This window comes from Rhodoferax sp. ZS1R8, from assembly GCF_056521325.1.
Map to the genome: position 1 here is coordinate 296940 of NZ_JBWMBA010000001.1, position 14315 is coordinate 311254.

The following is a 14315-nucleotide window of genomic DNA, read 5'->3' on the forward strand; positions in this document are numbered from 1 at the left end:
GAGATTACCCCTACGCTGAGCCTCCGTTGCGCTCAGCTCGCGTCAAAGGCGGCTTGCAGCCACTGAATACCGTCTGGCTCGACGACCACGACATCGAAACGGCAGGGCGGCAGTTCGCGCACGCGCATCAGGTAGTGGCGGGCAGCGAAAACAATGCGCCGCTGCTTGATGCCACCCACGCTGGCGGCCGCCCCGCCGTGTTGCAACGAACTGCGTTTGCGCACTTCTACAAAAACCGTAGTGCCGTCGGGCGCACCCATGACGAGGTCGATCTCGCCCCCTCCCCGCCCCGGCGTCCGATAATTACGCACCAATAGACGCAAGCCCCGCTTTTGCAGGTAGTGCAGAGCCAGGTCTTCGGCTCCGTCCCCGACCGCCTTGGTCGTGGGTGGGGTGGTGCCAACACCCTTTGGTTTTGATGAAAGGAATCCCATGTGAGCGCTTTATTTGCCAATGCCCTTGCCGCCTCAGCCGAGGCCGCTTCTGCGCAGCATTATCCGCACGGAACCTTGTATGTGGTCGCCACGCCTATTGGCAACTTGGCCGACATCAGCCTGCGAGCGCTCCATGTGCTAGGCCTGGCGGACGCCATTGCCTGCGAAGACACCCGGCACACACAGTCGCTGCTGCGCGCCTATGGCATAGACAAAAGCGGGGGGCAGCTGATTGCCGTGCACCAGCACAACGAAGCGCGGGCGGCACAGACCGTGGTAGACCACCTGCAACAAGGTCAGCGCGTGGCCTATGTAAGCGATGCGGGCACGCCAGGCATCAGCGACCCGGGTGCGCGCTTGGTGGCGACGGTGCGCCAGCAGAACTTGCGCGCCATTCCGCTGCCAGGGCCCAGTAGCGTGAGCACGTTGCTGTCGGTAGCTGGTCTTGTAGAAGACCATCCTGCAGGTTTTGTATTCGTCGGCTTTCTCCCGACCAAAACCGCAGAGCGCGAACGGACCGTGCTGACGCTGCAAAAAGAGGAGCGAGCAGTGGTCTTGCTTGAAGCACCACACCGAATAGAAGCGCTGGCCGCCGCATTGGCTGCGCTGGGGCTGCGCCCACTAACTGTAGGCCGCGAACTGACCAAACAATTTGAAGAAGTGGCGACCGTCGCCGCCCAGGACTTGCCGGCATGGCTGGCCGCAGACAGCAACCGACTCCGCGGAGAATTTGCGCTGGTTCTGCATCCGGTGCCTCCAACACCAACGACAACGCACGACACCCGCATCCTGAAGTTGCTGTTGGAACATCTGCCACTTAAGACGGCCGTAAAACTGGCCGCTGACATCACCGGGGAGCCGCGCAACGGTCTTTACCAGAGCGCATTGGCTATGAAATCCTCTGCCAGAGGTCAGGAGGATTCGGATGTATCGGGGTCGCCTACGTAACCGTGGACACAGGTGCGCAATACCGACTTGATCTGCACGATGTCATCCGAATCTGCGCTGTGGCGCAAGGCCAGCAGGTGCTGTTCGAGCACGGGCCAGTCCAAAAAATGCTCGTGGGCCATCATGACGCGCGGGTGAACGGTGGCCGTGGGGTTGTCGCCTATCAGCAACTCTTCATACAGCTTTTCACCTGGGCGCAATCCGGTGATGGCGATGCTGATATCGCCGTCAGGCGTAGCCTCGTCGCGAACGGTCATGCCCGAAAGCTCCACCATGCGCCGGGCCAGGTCAACGATCCGGACCGGCTCGCCCATGTCCAGCACAAATACTTCGCCTCCCCGCGCCATAGCGCCAGCTTGCAGCACGAGTTGCGCGGCCTCCGGAATCGTCATGAAGTAGCGGGTTACGTCGGGGTGGGTTACGGTCAACGGGCCCCCTTCGGCCAATTGCCGCCGGAACAAGGGCACCACACTGCCGCTGGAGCCCAGAACGTTACCGAAACGGACCATGCTGAAACACGTGCCGTTTGGGGGTGGTGACTGCGCAGCCAAGCCCTGCAGCACCAGTTCGGCCATGCGTTTGCTCGCGCCCATGATGTTGGTAGGACGGACCGCCTTGTCGGTGGACACCAATACAAAACTTGAAACACCACTACCCAGCGCAGCGCGCGCCATATTCAAGGTACCGAATACATTGTTGTCGATACCTACAGCCGGGTTGGACTCAACGATGGGCACATGCTTGTACGCTGCAGCATGGTAGACGGTGTGCGGCCGGTATACCCGGCACACTTCCTGTAACCGAGCGAGATTCGCGACACTGGCCAGCAGCGGCACCACCTCCACCGCCAGCCCCAAGCTCCTTACAGACGCGGTCAATTCCTGGTGGATGGTATAGAGATTGAACTCGCTATGGTCCAGGAGCAAAAGTTGGCTCGGCCGCTGACCCACGATTTGGCGGCATAGCTCGCTGCCAATACTGCCGCCTGCGCCGGTGACCAGCACCACTTTGCTCGCCAGATTCCGCGCCAACAGATCGGTGTGGGGTGGAACAGGGTCGCGCCCAAGCAAATCCTCGATGTCCAACTCTTTAAAGTCCTGGACGGTAACGCGCCCGCTAGTCAGGTCTGCCCAATCCGGTAGTGTGCGTACGTGCACCGGCACCGCATGCAGACTTTCGATAATTTCCTTGCGGCGCGACCGTGGGGCGCTGGGCATTGCCAGTAACAGGTCTGTCACCCCCTGGTCCCGCACCAACTCGGCAACGCTGGAAGCCGCAAACACCGGCACGCCATTGATGCTACGCCCCACTTTGGTCGGGTCGTCATCGACGAATCCCACCAGTACCGACTGCGCCCCTATCTCCATGGCAGATGCGGTCTGCGCGCCCGCCGTACCGGCCCCGTAAATAAGGAACCGACTCTCGGCACCATCTGCCAACGGCCCCAGACCCGCCAGCCAAAACCGCGCGAATGCCCGGCTGGCGCCCACCAGCAGTAGAAATACCAGAGGCTGCAATATACCCAGACTGCGCGGAACGCCCGGCCACTGCATCCACAGCAAAATTCCAAACAACACACTGGCATACAAGCCCGTGGCCTTGGCCGTCGCCAGCAGGGCCGCCTGCCCCGTGTACCGAAAAATGGCGCGGTATAAGCCGAACCGGACAAACACGGGCACAAACAACAGCGAGGTCAGGCCATAGACCCGCCACTGCAAGTCCACCGGCCAATGCAAGGTTTCCAGCCGCAACGAAAAGGCCAGCCACGTCGCTACCACGGCCAACACAATATCCAGCGCCACCACGAACAGCCGTTTCGCCGATCGCGACCATCCAAGAACCAAACTCTGCATTGAACTCCGTTACCTGGTCATAGCTCAGATGGCGAAGTCTTGCTTCGTTTTCCCTTGCGCCAGCAGTGCGGACAACCAGCGCGGCGTCAGGCCACGACCGCTCCAGGTTTCCCCGTTCGGCCCACGGTACTTCGCGGCAACGGTGGTCTTTTTCGCAGGCGTGCTTTTGGATTTTTTAACGGATGCCCCTTTACCAAGCCGCTTGCCATTGGCGGGTGGCGTGGCCTGCAAATCTTTGACAGTGATGCCAAAAGCTTTCATCTTGTCGCGAATATCCTGGACAGTTTTATCAAACTCCCGGTCTTTAATTTCGGACGCCTGTTTTTGCAGCTTTTCGATCTGCAGTTGAATATCCAGCAAATTACCCATACAACCTTTCATGTTTGAAATCTTAGTGACTCACATCACTGCGCATAATAACCCGCGCTGCCGTCAGGAAGAGTATCTTGATATCGAAGCTCAGGGATTGTCGGCGCACATATTCGCTGTCCAGCGCAACTTTTTGCGGTATCGGCAATTCATCGCGTCCATTGACCTGGGCCCAGCCCGTTAAGCCTGGCAAAACAGTGTGGATACCTTGCTGAGTTCTGAGTGCGATGAGGTCATCCTGGTTGTATAACGCGGGTCTTGGCCCTACAAAACTCATATCCCCAGCAAAAATGCTCCATAGTTGGGGTAACTCGTCCAGGCTGCTCTTGCGCAGGAAACTCCCGATGGGCGTCAAATGGCTCGCTGGATCGGCTAGCAGATGGGTAGCAACCGCTGGCGTTCCCATTCGCATACTCCGAAATTTTGGCATTTTAAAAATGCAGTTATTGCGACCCACTCGGTCGGACCAATATAACACCGGCCCGCGTGAGGTCGCCTTCACCAATAGGGCCACGATGAGGCAGGGAAAAAACAAAACAATGGCCGCAAACGTGGCTAGCGCGAGATCAAACAACCTTTTCATATGCGATGCATGCTATTGCGTGCTGCGCTCCAACCGATACCAGTCGGCAGTAGCTTGCAAGCCTTGCCGCAGAGTAAACGGGGGAAACCAATTAAGCTCTTTGCATACTTTGGTGCCGTCAACCCGGAGAGAACTGAGCAATCGCTCAAATTCAGCTGTGTGCCCAGTCATATTACCCACAATTTGTAGCAGAAATGGAGGCACAGGAAAAAGCCGCGACTGAACATCCAGGGCCCGCGCAAGGCCCCGAAGCAACGCGTTGGTGGAGACCGGCGTGCCATCACTCACCAAATACGTGTGACCACTGGCGGCGGGATGGAAAGCACAAACAATCAGAAAGTCTGCCAAATTGCCAACGAATAGCAAATCGCGAAAATTGCGAGTCATCCCCAGGGGGAGGGGAATTCCGCGGTACACAGCGCCTAGAAGTCGCAAAAAATTACCACCAACCCCCGGCCCGTATATCAACGGTGGACGCACGGTCACCACCTCAATAAGCCCACTGGCATGTATTTCCTTCAGGGCTTGTTCCGCCTCCCACTTAGAAACAGAATACGGATTGTGGGGGTCGGGCGTATCCTGATCCGTAAACTTGAGCTCCCCCTGGGTACTGGGACCGTTAACACCAATGGAACTTACATTTACAAGGCGGCGCACACCTTCGGCCGCTGCACTATGCGCTAGCCTGATGCTACCCACGGTATTTACCCGTCTGAACTCGGCAAGTGGATCGCTGGATTTGTCGTGCATGATGTGCACGCGCGCCGCGAGGTGAATAACCACGTCGCACCCGGCCAGTGCGTCACCCCAATCCGTGGTGCCATCCACGTTGCCCACCGCTATATTTTCGACGCCCGGCGGTAAGATGCAGGGCGAGCGTGTGATACCCCGCACCTTCAGACCGCGTCGAAGCGCCTCGGTACACAAAGCGCGCCCCACAAACCCGTTTGCTCCGGTAATAGCCACTATTCCAGTCATATTCAATTCCAGCCTAAAACAGCCAAGGCAATGCACGACACGGCAAACCACAGCCTGTCGCCAGGCTTGCGCCTACAGTGCACCGACTGCAGCGCAAGTGCCAACATGCGCCCGCGCCCCCCTGGGTACCAAGTGCGAACAAAATCATCTCCACTGGCGCCCACTAAGTCAGCGATCAATCGCGCCTGGTTCAAACCCCAGCCGCTCAACACTTGCTTGGCGCGCCATAGCAGCGCGGCCAACCCCGCATTGACGCCGACCTGGTTCTGGCCGTGCTGACGGTACATCAAGCTGGCGTAGTCGTCGATAACCCATCGGTATGCGCGCGCACGGGCAAACGCATAGGTAAACCAATCGTGCAAACCCACTTCCGCAGACTTCTGCACATGCTGTTGCAGCAGACTCTGCACTGCAACCGCCAACGGACGTGTTAGTACAAAGGTGCAGCCGGGGCCCGCCGATTCAAACAGATAATCCCAGCGCCGCTGCGGATACGATTTTTTGATATATCGGGAGCGCCCCGATTCCCAAAAAGCGACAATATCGCTCGAGTATCCATCGGCCCCGTGTTGTATCAAGCAATCCGTCGCCCGTTTAAGCTTCCCCGCAAGCCATACGTCGTCTTGGTCCGCAAAAGCGATATACCCAAACGGCGAAAAATCCACGTCACGCAACAGTCTGAAAAAATTCCGGGCCGCACCACCAAATAATTCCCCATACGGCAGCAATACAACCCGCGCATCCCTTGATTGCAAACTGCGAAACCATTCTTCGGTTCCGTCTGTCGAGCGATCTACACTAACGAACAGCGTAATATCTACACCTGTCTGCTGCAAAATGGAATCGACTTGCTCCTGCAAGTAGCGAACCCCATTGAAGGCTGCAAGGCAAACAGCAACAGAGGGAATATTTACCTGGACCATGGACATGCGTTTCACGCTCGACCTTGAAGCTGGACGATCAGCAGGCGGCGGATAAATTTCACCAGAGAATAGCTTTGTAGAAGAAGTAATTGCATCGCTGAGAGTTTGCCCATACCGTAGAAATAACGATAATTGGCGAGCTCAGCCTTTTCCATGCCCCACATATCGGCGCTGAGGCCGGATGCTCCATACACAGGCTTGTACACTGCTGCCAGTTCTGCCTCTAGTCTAACGGTGGGCAAGGAAGCGCCCACAATCTCCAGCCAGAGCCGATGGTCTTCCATATACCGGGCCCCTTCGAAAAACCGTGGGCTAACGTCGCGCTTCAGCATTACCGATGGCGTCACGAACTGGTGTCGCAGCAATAGCTGGTGCCAGGAAATATGCAGCACATCTACCGTTTCGTCCACCGGCCAAGTAGGTGCGCTGAACTCCGACGCAGGTAGCTGACGGCACAGGTGTCCACTCAGCGCAACGTCGGGATGCTGCAGCATATAGCCGTACTGGATTTCGATTTTTTGCGGATGCCATGCATCATCTGCATCCAGAAAGGCAATATAAGGTTGTGTGGCCTGGGCCCACCCGGCATTGCGCGCAGACGCCGCACCACCATTAACGGGCCGCGCATCAACCCGGATCCAGGTCCCATGCTGCGCCTGCAATGATTCCAATTGTGACAAGGTCCCATCGCCACTCGCATCGTCGACCAGAATCAGTTCAGCAGGACGCCGCGACTGCCCGGCTACCGACGCCACAGCGCGCGCAATGGTTGCTGTACATCGGAAGCAAGGCACGACAACGGAAACCGGCGCGAAATTGCTCATGCAGAACGGTAGCCCCGAATGACCGCCCGAAGCCGGTCCGGGCGCCCGATCACGATGCGCTTCACCACCATTCGGACAAACATGAGCAAAACCGACAGTGAGGGGATGGGGGCGTGGCGCCGCAGAAAGCGTACACAGGAGCGCGTGGCGTACTCGTCTAGCAAGGGGTTGCCAAAACCAAGGCTGGTCGACTGTCGATGCCAGACCTTGGATTCGTCCGCAACCGCGAGCTTCCAGCCTGCCTTGCGCATCCGAAAGCCGAGATCGGTATCCTCCCAGTACATGAAAAAAGTGTTCTCGTCGAACAGGCCCACTTCCTCCAGTACCGCACGGCGCAGGAGTACGGATGCACCCGATACGAAGTCCACGGTTCCAGGAAGCAAGCGATGAACGGACCGTCCCAGCCACAGATCCACGCGACCACCGCCCCACAACTGCACCTGACTTCTTACGTCAGCATCAAACAGCACAGAACCTACTGCCCCCACAGCATGGTTTTGAGCGGCAACCTGAACCAATGCCGTCAACGCATGGCTGTCAACCGTTGCGTCACTGTTGACCAGCCATACATAATCCGCACCACCCGCTAATGCATGCCGCATGCCCACATTGCAACCGCCACCAAAGCCGAGGTTGCTACCGGTTTGCAACAGTTCTATTGAAGGGGGAAGCGCGCGGCGGAACTGGTCCTCAGAACCATCCGTCGATCCGTTGTCCACCAGCACAATCTGGAAGTCACCATAGTCAAGCGCTTGCAGACTTGCAACGCATGCCAAGGTGTCCTGCCAGCCGTTCCAATTCAACACCACAATGGCGACGCGCGCGGGCATCAGGCTCGACCCCTGACACACACCAATTGCGTAACATCCTGTTCGGCAAGCGATGGCTTGGCTTGGCGACGCAACAAAGCTTTTGCCGCCCGGATATCTGCGGCGGTCGTACTCAAACCCCGACGCCGCATACGCTCGGACTCAATCGCGGTTTCTAACGGGTAGGACGGAGCCTGCACGCAGTCGAAGCCCTCGTTTTGCAAGTGCTGCGCCAACCAAGCCCCATCTGGGATGGCCAAATGCCTGGGAGCTTCCAAGCCCCGCCAGTTTTCCCCATAGTGGCGCAGCAAAAAGCTCGCGGCATTTGGCACGCTCAGCAAAAGCACGCCATGGGGCTTGAGCGAAGCCACCAGTAAGCGCAACATATGCAGCGGCTTGTGCACATGCTCCAGCACGTGCGAGCACACCACGCAATCGGCCCGCCCTTGATAGTTGTCCAGCAACTCATAACCGCCCTGCTCCACCTGCAGGCCCTGCGCCTGGGCAGCCTTTACCGCCGAGGCATCCAGTTCGATACCGCGGGCACGCCATCCCAATTGGCTCGCCAGTTTCAGCTTGTCGCCATTTCCACACCCAACGTCCAGCAGCAGGCCCTTAGGCAGCTGCGCCAACTGCCGAAGGCCAAAAGGCTCAGCAATCCAGGGTGCAAGCAAGACCGTGGCACCAGCCGCCCAATGCGGCAGTCCCAAGCGGGGGGCGATGGAAGTCTGCAGGCGGTTGGACCAGTATTCATTACGCAACTTCTGCTTCCACACCCGCAGTGCGCCGCCTTTTTGATCGCCACTATGGGTGTAGTAGCGGGCGTACGCGTCTCCTATGGTCTCGGGGGTCGGTCGGGGCTGCAGGTACAGGGCCCGGCAATGGTTGCAACTCCAATAGCTCCAGCGCCCCGGTGCGCACCCAAAAGCCCAGTCTTCGACATCCTCGTACGCCAACCTACGATCCGCTTCACCGCAGTAGGGACAGGCGTGGACGGGCTCCAGACTCTCTGCCGGCCAAGAGGCTGTTTCAGATGCCATAGAGCCTCCGCACCGCGACGTGCAACAAGGCCCAGTCCAGCGCGACGCGTGCCACCCAGGCCAGTGCCGCACCCAACAGGCCAAACCGTGATGACAGAATCCACAGAGCCAGGAGGTACACCACTAGTTCGGCCACATGAAAAAGGGCTGTCAGCCGTGGATTGCCCTTGGCATGCAGCAGGGTGTAGGGCACGGATGCCAGCGAGTTCACCCAGACGCCCACGCACAGAACCAGCACAATGGGCAAGGCGGCGTGCGCAAACTCCCCCGATATCCAGATCGACAATGCCGGATACGCCAACGTTGCGGCGGCCACACAAATGCCCAGCATGGCGACACCCACGCGCTGGTAGGTCTGGCGGTAGGCGTGGGCCGCTTCCGCGGCACCCATGGCAGCCAAGCGCGGCAACAGCGCGCCCGTCAGTGCCAGAGGGATCAGCAACAACCGCAGCAAAACGTCTTGCGGGATCGAGTAGAAGGGCAACTGATCGGCACCGACTGCAGCACTGACAAAGAATCGATCCCCGTACACCATCAATGGGCCCACGATGCCAGTGACCGTAACCCACAGGCCGTAATTCCAGAGTGTCTGCAGGTGGCGCTTTTCAAACCACATGCCCCCTGCAAAAAAACTTTTCCGCAACTGGACCACCATGGCCAGCACCACAAGGCAGCGACCCAGAACCAGATACATCGCAACAACCGCCAACTGCGGGCCATGGAAATACACCGACCAGGCAGGTAACGCGAACATCCAGACCCCCAGCACGATCCGGCCCAAATTGGAGGCTGCAAAGCGATCCAGTCCCTCCAGCCCGCCGCGCAAGCCACTGGCCAGCGTGGTGGGCAGCACGCCTACGGCGGCGACCAGGAAGGCTTGGCGGGCATCGTCTTGCAAAGCGGGGCTGATTTTGAGCCACTGGGTTGCAAGGCCCGGCGCCAGCATCCAGACCAGCGCGACACCCAGTAGCCCCGCGCACCCGGTCAACAGCATGCCTGCACGCAGCGTTGGCCCCGTCTCCGTCGTGTGGCCGCTGGCGGCCAATTGGCTGAGCTGCACCGTCAGTGCCCGGCCTACGCCCAGATCGAATACGCTGAAGTAGCCAATCAAGCCCCAGATCAGAGTCAGCACACCAAACGCCTCACCACCCAAACGATCCAAGGTAAAGGGGACCAGGGCTAGCCCTGCCACCATAGGGATGACAGTGCCTGCGAGATTCCACAGGGTATTGCGTTTGAGAGACATGGACTGCGGGTTGGCTGGCGTCTAGCGGAAATCCGTGTCGCCGGACATCAGCCACCATTTGTCTATCAACATGTCGACACGGGGGTCGTCGGTCCAGCAACTGGTGGGGATAAACATATTGAGCAACTTTTCCTCCCCGCCACAGGCTACGAAGTGATGCGCCTGATTGCTGGTGATCCAGCAGTACAGATACGGCAGAGCCCAACGTGCTGTCATCCTTCGTGCCTGATCAATAACCAGCGAAAGGTTGGCCAGCGGTGCAATGACGTCTAGTAGCTCACAAGAGTCCTCCAAGCGGCGCAACACCATTACTCCGAGCGGCTTTCCGGTCAAGCGCGACGTTATGGCCAATATTTCATAACGGTTGTGCGGGTGACCGAAATAGCGGTGATCGAGGAATTTCCAGTCGCGCACGCCAATAACACTGGATCGGAAGTCACTCGCCATGTCCGCCCATAGCTCGTCAACCAGCATCTGGTCCGCCGCTGCGCCGCGACTCAAGCTTCGCACCTGCGTGCGCACACGCGCCCTTGAAGCAGAGGGCTCCCAACGGACCTCGGCCATCTGTCCCGCCTTGGTGTAGAGCCCCATCCTCTCGGCCACAAGCATTGCCCGCTCGGTCGGAAAGCCGAACGCGACAGGACCATACAGTTCGGCGGTAGTAGCGGCGGTTAGCAAAAAAGGGCCCTGCCGCGTCATGACACCTCTCTCCTTAGGGTGCACCATCACGTCGCTGCCGCCATAGGCCCACTCAGGCTTACCGCACAGCAGTATTTCGCGGTACATGCCCCCGTAGTGCGCAACCAAGACCCCGTCGCGGCTGGCAAGTACGGCGTTGCCGCGCCCCTTTGCATACTTCCAGGCCCACAACTCCGGGCTCAGGGGGTGGCCGAACACTTCCTGAAACAACTCGGCAATTTCCAAATAGTCGTTGTCACGCATGTGGCGCAGTTGCCAGCGTGGTGCAGCCTTTTTATGAAAAGCCCGGACAAAATTCCCGGGGCCAATTGGCGAGGCATCGACCGGTAGGTCCACGGACATAAAGCCGCACCGCGCACCTATGGCCAGTACATATTCGAGCCACCGGCTGACCCGCGGAGCTTCAGACAACAAATCTGGGCCTGTCAACAAAACTAGCGTGTCTTGCGATAGGAAGCGGGACAGTTGGTCGAACAGGGCCAATGGATGAACTTGCGGGGAAACCAAGACCAAAACCGCGTCAACCGTGTAATCCCCTTCGGGTAAATTTACGCCGTACACACCTTGACGCGTAGCGGATGGGGTTTGGGCAAACGCGAGAGGCGTGGATAACGGAACCGTGGCAACGGTGTAACCTTCCGTCCGCAAGGCCGCAGCTGCTGCACTCGTCTGTTGACCTATTAGCAATATATGCGCTGGCGGTGGAGGAAGAATTACGCTCAACTCTATGTCGAGCATAAAACTGCTACTTGCATTTACCAAAGGCTTATCGACGGGCATACCATACAGCGAACAAAGGATCGAGTCTAAAGGATCCGCACTACGGTGCGAAGCGCCTAAAGTGAATTCTGAGAAGCCACCACCCGGAGCAAATACGCGCACCCTCATGGCAATACCTTCGAAAAATGAAGACCTTGCCAAGCAGAACTTCCACGGACGAAGTCCCATAACCGACGGCCCAGGACTGATCGAACATCAACGGCCGCATCGCCAAAGCCAAAACTGTCAGGCTACGCCACCCTTACACAACGCAGCAATTGAACACGGTCTATCTTGCCATTCGCATTCTTGGGCAGTTCCTCCAGAACCTCTATCCGCCTGGGCAACATGTAGGGTGGTAATAGCTTGGTTAATTCCACTAGGATTTGCTTAGAGGTAGCGCCCACGCCGCTCACAAAAGCCAAAATTTGCCCCCCCCCACCGTCCATGCGTTGGTAGACCACGCCGCACTCCGACACACCGTGAACGGCATTTAAAGCGGCTTCAATCTCTTCCAACTCAATTCGATACCCCATATGTTTGATTTGAAAGTCCGCTCTGCCGCGGAAATGCAAGCAACCTTGCGCGTCGCGTTGAACCAAGTCACCGGTCTTATAACCAACATCCACGTACCGGTCTTGGGTTGGGTTTTGTACAAACGCAGATCGGGTTCGCACGGGATCGTCGTAATAGCCCAGGCCGACCTGGGGGCCCCGTAGCAGCAACTCTCCGAAATCTGGGTTACTTGCGTCTTGCGCAAGTATTTCGTATTCGAAATTTTGAGAAAGTTTGCCAAGCGGTGCCAACCCCTGCATATCTAAGAAATCATCTTCGTTGATCGTCTTGGCGGAGCAAATGCAGGTGCATTCAGTTGGTCCATACACATTTTCCAATTCTGCGCGAGCACCGAAGAGATCAAACAACTCCTTGAGTTTAGGTTTGGGAAAACCTTCGCCACCGAAAATGATCTTTTTAATACTTGGGAAATGGTCTTTGGTGAGCGCTCGTGTCGTAAGCAAATAAACCAGCAACGAAGGCACAGAAAACCAAATCGTGCACTTGGCTTTAGAAATGAGTTGTAGCAGAAGGCGTCCATCTTTAACCTGCTCAGGAGTAAACGGAACTAGCGTTGCGCCCGACAATATTGCAGAGTAAAAGTCAAAGACTGAGTTATCAAAATAGATGGGGTTTACATTGGAAAGGACGTCGTTGTGGGTGATACCCAACCGGTCTTGAGCCCATTGAATGAACCATAGCAAATTCGCGTGCGATATGACCGCACCCTTAGGTGTGCCGGTAGAGCCCGACGTGAACATGATGTACGCCGGTGTAGCACCAGAAATTGCCTCCGGCTGCGGAAGATCTGCTGCCGCGTTTGACTCAGGTAAGTTGGGCAGGTCAAGAATCTTGTCAAAACCTGCGGCGTGCAAATCCAGGGCGAAGGGGATCGACTCAAATGCATTGACAATTAAAACTGGCTTGCAGTTTGCCAATATCTTTCTCACACGCTCCCAGGGGCTGGCCGGATCAAGATTGGTGTAGATGAGGCCGAGCCGGAGACAAGCCAGCATCGCTGCAAATCCCAGGGGCGATTTGTCGTGAAAGAAGGCCACCACCTGGCCTTGGCGTAAACCCCGTGACCAAAGTTCTTTTGCGATGCGGTCTACCAGAAGGTAGAGTTCGCCATACTTGGTTTCTAACCCCGAGGCGGGATACAGCAATGCAACGCGGCTTTCATTGCTCTTCGCGATGCGCTCAAAAGCCAGGTACAAGTTCGAAATAAAAGCCATTGGCAATTCCCCAAGCTACAGCGTCAGCCCGCCATCCACTTCAAGCACCGTGCCAGAGACGTAGTCGTTTTCAATGGCGTACCGCACCGCCTGGTAAATACACTCCAACTCCCCCAAACGGCGCAGGGGAATCTGCTGTTTAAGGCGAGTGACAACTGCTTCGCTGAGGGCGGCATGCGTTGACGGCGTATCCATAAACCCAGGCGCAATCGCTACAAAGCGCATTCCCAAAGTGCCCAACTCCTTAGCCCAAGCACTAGTCAGGGCGTTGACGCCCGCCTTGGCGGCCGAGTAGGCGGATTGCCCCGCATTGCCGTTGGCTGATATCGAGCTAATGGAGATAACCACGCCCTTGCTCCGCTTGGATAGCATGCGCTCCACCACGCGACTGGTCACAAAAAAAACTGAATCCAAGTTGGCGGACAACACTTTACGCCAAGAGTCCCGGGAGTGCGCCTTGTCACCTCTGGAAATTAAATTGACCAGTGGTTCACTGTGAATGATCCCAGCGTTATTAATCAGTACTGCTGGTTCAAAACCGCCCTCAAATAAGTCCATTAGAGCAGCGTCGACAGCATTTGCGTCGGATACATCGCAAACTATTGACTTTACACGTCCGTCGTAAGTCGTGCGTAACTCGTCACACCGTTTTTCATTCAACTCCAGCACACTCACCTCCGCCCCATCATCAATCAGGCGATCCAGCAAGAAACGGCCAATGCCTGAGCCACCTCCCGTTAACAGGACATGTGTACCGACGATTTTCACAACTTGGCTCCATGCAACAGCAGGGCCGCGCGCGTATCGCCAACCGTTCTGATGTCAGCGATCTCATCGCCGGTGAACTGGATTTGATAGTCCTCTTCAAGCCGCACAATAAACATCATATGAGCCATAGAGTCCCAGGTTGGGATGTCGGCCAGCGCTAGCGAGTCTAGAACGGTCCCCTCGGCAATATCGAAGACATCGGCAATTTTTTTTTCTAAGGACATTGGGATTTGGATTGGGATTGGTTTGAAGACGGCGAGGTGAGCGAGACACTCCGGGTTACTTCCAATTT

15 protein-coding genes are annotated in these 14315 nt (G+C 57.2%); 1 reads left to right on the plus strand and 14 read right to left on the minus strand.

Features of this window, described 5'->3' with window-relative positions:
- Positions 1-32 precede the first annotated feature (32 nt).
- On the minus strand, positions 33-434 hold the full coding sequence (locus AC097P_RS01385) for a YraN family protein (protein WP_479608572.1): 402 nt from the start codon (positions 432-434) through the stop codon (positions 33-35).
- Here AC097P_RS01385 and rsmI point away from each other — a divergent pair, their 5' ends adjacent.
- Positions 435-1382 (plus strand): 16S rRNA (cytidine(1402)-2'-O)-methyltransferase, encoded by a 948-nt coding sequence (gene rsmI / locus AC097P_RS01390; protein ID WP_479608573.1) that lies wholly within the window; start codon positions 435-437, stop codon positions 1380-1382. It begins immediately after the preceding gene.
- Here the strand turns inward: rsmI and AC097P_RS01395 are convergent.
- The 13 genes from AC097P_RS01395 to AC097P_RS01455 form a co-directional block, all read right to left on the minus strand.
- Positions 1346-3235, minus strand: a complete 1890-nt coding sequence (locus tag AC097P_RS01395) for a polysaccharide biosynthesis protein (RefSeq protein WP_479608574.1) — start codon at positions 3233-3235, stop codon at positions 1346-1348. The genes rsmI and AC097P_RS01395 overlap by 37 nt on opposite strands.
- Before the next feature lie 24 nt (positions 3236-3259).
- Positions 3260-3604: an H-NS histone family protein gene (locus AC097P_RS01400; protein WP_479608575.1), complete on the minus strand. Its 345-nt coding sequence runs from the start codon at positions 3602-3604 to the stop codon at positions 3260-3262.
- 22 nt (positions 3605-3626) lie between these two features.
- A complete protein-coding gene (locus tag AC097P_RS01405) occupies positions 3627-4187 on the minus strand; it encodes a sugar transferase (protein WP_479608576.1) in 561 nt (186 codons plus the stop codon).
- Between the two features lie 12 nt (positions 4188-4199).
- On the minus strand, positions 4200-5165 hold the full coding sequence (locus AC097P_RS01410) for an NAD-dependent epimerase/dehydratase family protein (protein WP_479608577.1): 966 nt from the start codon (positions 5163-5165) through the stop codon (positions 4200-4202).
- A 2-nt stretch (positions 5166-5167) separates the two neighbouring features.
- Positions 5168-6094: a glycosyltransferase gene (locus AC097P_RS01415; protein WP_479609451.1), complete on the minus strand. Its 927-nt coding sequence runs from the start codon at positions 6092-6094 to the stop codon at positions 5168-5170.
- 5 nt (positions 6095-6099) lie between these two features.
- Positions 6100-6912 carry a glycosyltransferase family 2 protein gene (locus AC097P_RS01420; protein ID WP_479608578.1) on the minus strand — a complete coding sequence of 271 codons (813 nt, stop codon included), beginning with the start codon at positions 6910-6912 and terminating at the stop codon, positions 6100-6102.
- Positions 6909-7742 carry a glycosyltransferase family 2 protein gene (locus AC097P_RS01425; RefSeq protein WP_479608579.1) on the minus strand — a complete coding sequence of 278 codons (834 nt, stop codon included), beginning with the start codon at positions 7740-7742 and terminating at the stop codon, positions 6909-6911. The genes AC097P_RS01420 and AC097P_RS01425 overlap by 4 nt, the downstream gene beginning before the upstream one ends.
- Positions 7742-8761 (minus strand): class I SAM-dependent methyltransferase, encoded by a 1020-nt coding sequence (locus tag AC097P_RS01430; RefSeq protein ID WP_479608580.1) that lies wholly within the window; start codon positions 8759-8761, stop codon positions 7742-7744. Before AC097P_RS01430 ends, AC097P_RS01425 begins: the two co-directional genes overlap by 1 nt.
- The gene (locus AC097P_RS01435; RefSeq protein WP_479608581.1) at positions 8751-10007 is read right to left on the minus strand and encodes an oligosaccharide flippase family protein; all 1257 of its coding nucleotides are present in this window, start codon (positions 10005-10007) and stop codon (positions 8751-8753) included. The genes AC097P_RS01430 and AC097P_RS01435 overlap by 11 nt, the downstream gene beginning before the upstream one ends.
- A gap of 21 nt (positions 10008-10028) precedes the next feature.
- Positions 10029-11594, minus strand: coding sequence for a GNAT family N-acetyltransferase (locus AC097P_RS01440; protein WP_479608582.1), 1566 nt, complete (start codon positions 11592-11594; stop codon positions 10029-10031).
- Positions 11595-11716: 122 nt separating this feature from the next.
- On the minus strand, positions 11717-13255 hold the full coding sequence (locus AC097P_RS01445; protein ID WP_479608583.1) for an AMP-binding protein: 1539 nt from the start codon (positions 13253-13255) through the stop codon (positions 11717-11719).
- A gap of 15 nt (positions 13256-13270) precedes the next feature.
- A complete protein-coding gene (locus AC097P_RS01450; protein ID WP_479608584.1) occupies positions 13271-14023 on the minus strand; it encodes an SDR family NAD(P)-dependent oxidoreductase in 753 nt (250 codons plus the stop codon).
- Complete coding sequence (locus AC097P_RS01455) at positions 14020-14247, minus strand: acyl carrier protein (RefSeq protein WP_479608585.1); 228 nt, start codon at positions 14245-14247, stop codon at positions 14020-14022. The genes AC097P_RS01450 and AC097P_RS01455 overlap by 4 nt, the downstream gene beginning before the upstream one ends.
- Positions 14248-14315 lie beyond the last annotated feature (68 nt).

Coding starts and splice junctions, on each gene's coding strand:
- AC097P_RS01440 (WP_479608582.1), bottom strand. CDS start 11,594: ATGAGGGTGCGCGTATTTGCTCCGGGTGGTGGCTTCTCAGAATTCACT.
- AC097P_RS01435 (WP_479608581.1), bottom strand. CDS start 10,007: ATGTCTCTCAAACGCAATACCCTGTGGAATCTCGCAGGCACTGTCATC.
- AC097P_RS01430 (WP_479608580.1), bottom strand. CDS start 8,761: ATGGCATCTGAAACAGCCTCTTGGCCGGCAGAGAGTCTGGAGCCCGTC.
- AC097P_RS01415 (WP_479609451.1), bottom strand. CDS start 6,094: ATGTCCATGGTCCAGGTAAATATTCCCTCTGTTGCTGTTTGCCTTGCA.
- AC097P_RS01425 (WP_479608579.1), bottom strand. CDS start 7,742: ATGCCCGCGCGCGTCGCCATTGTGGTGTTGAATTGGAACGGCTGGCAG.
- AC097P_RS01400 (WP_479608575.1), bottom strand. CDS start 3,604: ATGGGTAATTTGCTGGATATTCAACTGCAGATCGAAAAGCTGCAAAAA.
- AC097P_RS01420 (WP_479608578.1), bottom strand. CDS start 6,912: ATGAGCAATTTCGCGCCGGTTTCCGTTGTCGTGCCTTGCTTCCGATGT.
- AC097P_RS01385 (WP_479608572.1), bottom strand. CDS start 434: ATGGGATTCCTTTCATCAAAACCAAAGGGTGTTGGCACCACCCCACCC.
- AC097P_RS01405 (WP_479608576.1), bottom strand. CDS start 4,187: ATGAAAAGGTTGTTTGATCTCGCGCTAGCCACGTTTGCGGCCATTGTT.
- AC097P_RS01455 (WP_479608585.1), bottom strand. CDS start 14,247: ATGTCCTTAGAAAAAAAAATTGCCGATGTCTTCGATATTGCCGAGGGG.
- AC097P_RS01410 (WP_479608577.1), bottom strand. CDS start 5,165: ATGACTGGAATAGTGGCTATTACCGGAGCAAACGGGTTTGTGGGGCGC.
- AC097P_RS01445 (WP_479608583.1), bottom strand. CDS start 13,255: ATGGCTTTTATTTCGAACTTGTACCTGGCTTTTGAGCGCATCGCGAAG.
- AC097P_RS01395 (WP_479608574.1), bottom strand. CDS start 3,235: ATGCAGAGTTTGGTTCTTGGATGGTCGCGATCGGCGAAACGGCTGTTC.